The 3529-nt window shown below is 75.1% G+C and carries 2 protein-coding genes and 1 pseudogene; 1 reads left to right on the forward strand and 2 read right to left on the reverse strand.

Annotated elements, in window-relative coordinates:
* Window positions 1–2555, reverse strand: a 2555-nt coding sequence (locus AE652_RS37815; protein WP_234348681.1) for a bifunctional diguanylate cyclase/phosphodiesterase, incomplete at its 3' end; no start/stop codon positions are given.
* Window positions 2556–2901: 346 nt separating this feature from the next.
* Here AE652_RS37815 and AE652_RS49595 point away from each other — a divergent pair.
* A pseudogene (locus AE652_RS49595) lies at window positions 2902–3174 on the forward strand (pentapeptide repeat-containing protein); the annotation flags it as partial.
* A gap of 34 nt (window positions 3175–3208) precedes the next feature.
* Here AE652_RS49595 and AE652_RS37820 read toward each other — a convergent pair.
* A partial coding sequence (locus AE652_RS37820) for a response regulator transcription factor (RefSeq protein ID WP_049659835.1) occupies window positions 3209–3529 on the reverse strand: 321 nt, incomplete at its 5' end.

Consider the following 3529-nt stretch of genomic DNA (forward strand, 5'->3'; position numbering starts at 1 on the left):
TGCCCGGCGAGGGTGCGGCTGAGCGGGGACTCGCCGAGGTCCTGGACGAGCGTGCGGTCCAGCTTGAGCCCGTCCAGCGGCAGCCGGGCGAGCGCGCCGAGCGAGCCGCCGCCCGCGCCGTACCCGGCCAGCCAGGTGGAGACGCCGAGCCCGCGCAGGGCGGAGAGCCGGCGGCCGAGTTCGTCGGCGAGCGAGTCCGGGCCCATCCGGGCCACCTCGATGACCAGTTCGTCGGCGGGCAGCCCGCTGTCGCGCAGCGCCGAGGCCACCGTCTCGTACAGGCCGGGCGAGCAGAGCCGCTCCACCGAGAGCCGGACGGCCACCGGGACGGGCTCCGGCGTGCCGCGACCCCTGCCGCCGGGCAGGCCGCGCCGCTCGACGGCCGCGCTGACCGCCTCCAGGACCAGCCAGCGGGAGAACCGGGTGGCCGCGTCGCCGTGCTCGGCCGAGCGCAGGAACTCGGCCGGGGTGAGCAGCAGGCCGCCCACCGAACGCCAGCGGGCCTGCGCCTCGACGCCGGTCACCGCGCCGCTGCCGAGGTCCACCACCGGCTGGTGGAGCAGGGTGAAGCCGCCCTCCCGGACGGCCAGCCGCAGCCGCTCCTCCAGCTCGGTGCGGCGCTCCAGGTCGGCCCGCATCGCGGGGGTGTAGAGCACCACCCGGCCCTTGCCCTCGGACTTGGCCCGGTACATCGCCAGGTCGGCGTTGCGCATCAGCTCGTCGGCCGCGGTTCTGGGGTCGGCCGCCGGGCCGCGTTCGGGGGTGCCGAAGGCGATGCCGATGCTGGCGGCGACGCCGAGTTCGGCGCCGCCGATCCAGTACGGCTCGGAGAGCGCGAGGCGCAGCCGCTCGGCCAGCTCCTGGACCTGGAGGCGGCCGAGCGGGCCGCAGACCAGCGCGGCGAACTCGTCGCCGCCGAACCGGGCGACGGTGTCCCCGCAGCGGACGGCGCTCTGCAGCCGGCGGGCCGCCTGCACCAGCAGTTCGTCGCCGACCTGGTGCCCGGCGGTGTCGTTGACCGCCTTGAAGCCGTCCAGGTCGATGAAGAGCACCGCGATCCCGGCGCCCGTCCCGCCCTGCTGGCCGCGGGCGCCGAGGGCGGCCCGCAGCCGCTGGGTGAACAGCGCCCGGTTGGGCAGGTCGGTGAGCGGGTCGTGGAAGGCGTTGTGCTGCAACTGGGCCTGGAGCATGACGCGTTCGGTGACGTCCCGGCTGTTGAGCAGCAGGCCGTCGCGGTGTCTGCTGACGGTCGACTCGACGTACAGCCACTCGCCGGCGCCGGAGCTGATCCGGCACTCGACCCGGGCGGAGGGCTCGGCGGTGCCGGGGCTGCGGTGGGTGGTGAGCCGGACCCTGGCGAGGTAGCGGCGGACCTCGGAGAGCACCCGGCCGACGTCCTCGGGGTGGACCAGGTCCAGCAGGTTGCCGCCGACCAGCTCCTCCGGGTCCCGCCCGTAGACGCCGAGCGCGGCCGGGGAGACGTAGGAGAGTACGCCGTTGGCGCCGGCGATCATGATGACGTCGCTGGAGCCCTGCACCAGCGAGCGGAAGTGCGCCTCCTTGTGGGCGAGTTCCTGCGCCAGCGACAGGTTGTCGAGCAGCATGACGCCCTGCCGGAGGATCAGCGCCAGCCCGACGGTGCAGGCGGCCGCGGCCACCACACGGTCCAACTCCCGTCCGCCGAGGGCGTTGTAGAGAATGCCCGCGGTGCAGACCGCGGCGGCCGTGTACGGGGTCAGCGCGCTGAAGGTGGTCGCCACCCGGCGGTGCGGCAGGCCGCCGGCCGAGGGGTGGTCGCGCAGCGGACGGCGCCAGCGCGGCGACCACGGCGCCCAGCCCAGCAGCAGGCTGCCGGCGAACCAGCCGGCGTCCAGCAGTTCGCCCGAGTGGTAGCTGCTGCGCAGCTCCGGGGAGGTGAACAGGGCGTCGCAGGTGACGGTGACGGCGAGCGCCAGCATCGCGGTGTGCACCGCCGCCCGGTTGCCGTCCCGGCCGCCGAAGCGCAGCCCGACCACCAGGCTGACCAGCAGGATGTCCAGCACCGGGTAGGCCAGGTTGAGGGCCAGGCGCAGCGGTGAGCCGTCCTCGCCGGCCGCGATCCGGCCGAGCGCCAGGCTCCAGCTGAGGGTGAACAGCGAGCCGGCGATCAGCCAGCCGTCGAGCAGCAGGCAGAGCCAGCCGGCCGCCGTGCGCGGGTGCTGGGCGAGCACCAGGACACCGGTGATGGCGAGCGGGGCGAACAGCAGGAAGGCGTACTCGGCGAGCGAGTCCCGGGGCAGCGGGGTGCGCACGACCAGCTCGTACCAGCCCCAGGTGCCGTTGCCGAAGGCGACCATGAGCGAGGAGAGGCCGAACAGCAGCCAGGCCGGGCGGGCGTGGCCGCCGACCGTACAGCCGTACACCAGGCAGGACAGCGCGGCCGCCAGGGCCGCCGCGGCCAGCCCGAAGTCGCCCATGAAGACGGACAGTTGGTGCGATCCCCAGCCGGCGGCGGCGCCGGTCGCGTAGGCCACGCAGAGCGCGCCCAGGGCGAACCCGGGCAGTGTGCGGCTCACCCCGGGCCGGTACAGCGGGCCGCGGCGGGCGGGTGCGGGCACGTCGGCGGCGGACGTGTCGGTGTGCGGTGCGTCCGGCCGTCCGGTTCCGGGCAGCACCGTTTCGGTGGAGCTCACTCGGCCTCTCCCCCTCCGGCCCGGGGCCTCGCGCCCCGGCCACGGGCCACCGGCCGCGCACCTGTCGGACGTACGCGGTGGCCTGGCGCCCCGTCAGGACGGTGGCCCAGGGGGTGGGCGGCCTGCCGGCCGCCGCACCGTACCGATGCTCCCAAAATGGACCCTACACCAATCCCGTCACTCAATGACACGCACACTCAACTTAGAGTAATGGCGAAAGGGTGGGGAAATGCCCCTGATTCCTACGGATCGGCCCGGTTGGCGGCGGCGCGCGGGCAGGGGCTCACGCGGCGCGCACGGGAGCACGCGGCGGCGCCCGAACACCGGTGCCAGGGTGGACGATCCGTGCTGCCGGGGCGGACGGACAGCGGACCCGGACCGGCCGGGGCCGGTCCGGGTCCGTCGTGGCGCCCAGTTCAGTGGGACCCTGCTCAGTGGGACCCTGCTCAGTGGGACCCTGCTCAGCGGGGCCCTGCTCAGTGGAGTCCTGTTCAGTGGAGTCCTGTTCAGTGGAGTCCTGTTCAGCGGGGCCCTGTTCAGCGGCCCGAGGGGGCCAGGTCCTCCGGGAACAGCCGCAGCCGGTGCGCCAGTGCGGCCGCCTCGCCCCGGCCGCCGACCCCGAGCTTGCCGAGGATGTTGGAGACGTGCACGCTCGCGGTCTTCGGAGAGATGTACAGCTCCTCGGCGATCTGCCGGTTGGTCCAGCCGCGCGCGAGCAGCCGGAGCACGTCCCGCTCCCGGGGGGTGAGGTTGAAGGAGTCCCCCGCGGCCTGGGCCGGCACCGCGGCCGTCCCCCCGCCCGCCCGTCCGGCCGTCCGCCCGGCCGGGGCGAGGCTCAGCCCGGCCCGCTCGGCCAG

This window comes from Kitasatospora sp. MY 5-36, from assembly GCF_001182915.1.
Lineage (GTDB): Bacteria > Actinomycetota > Actinomycetes > Streptomycetales > Streptomycetaceae > Kitasatospora.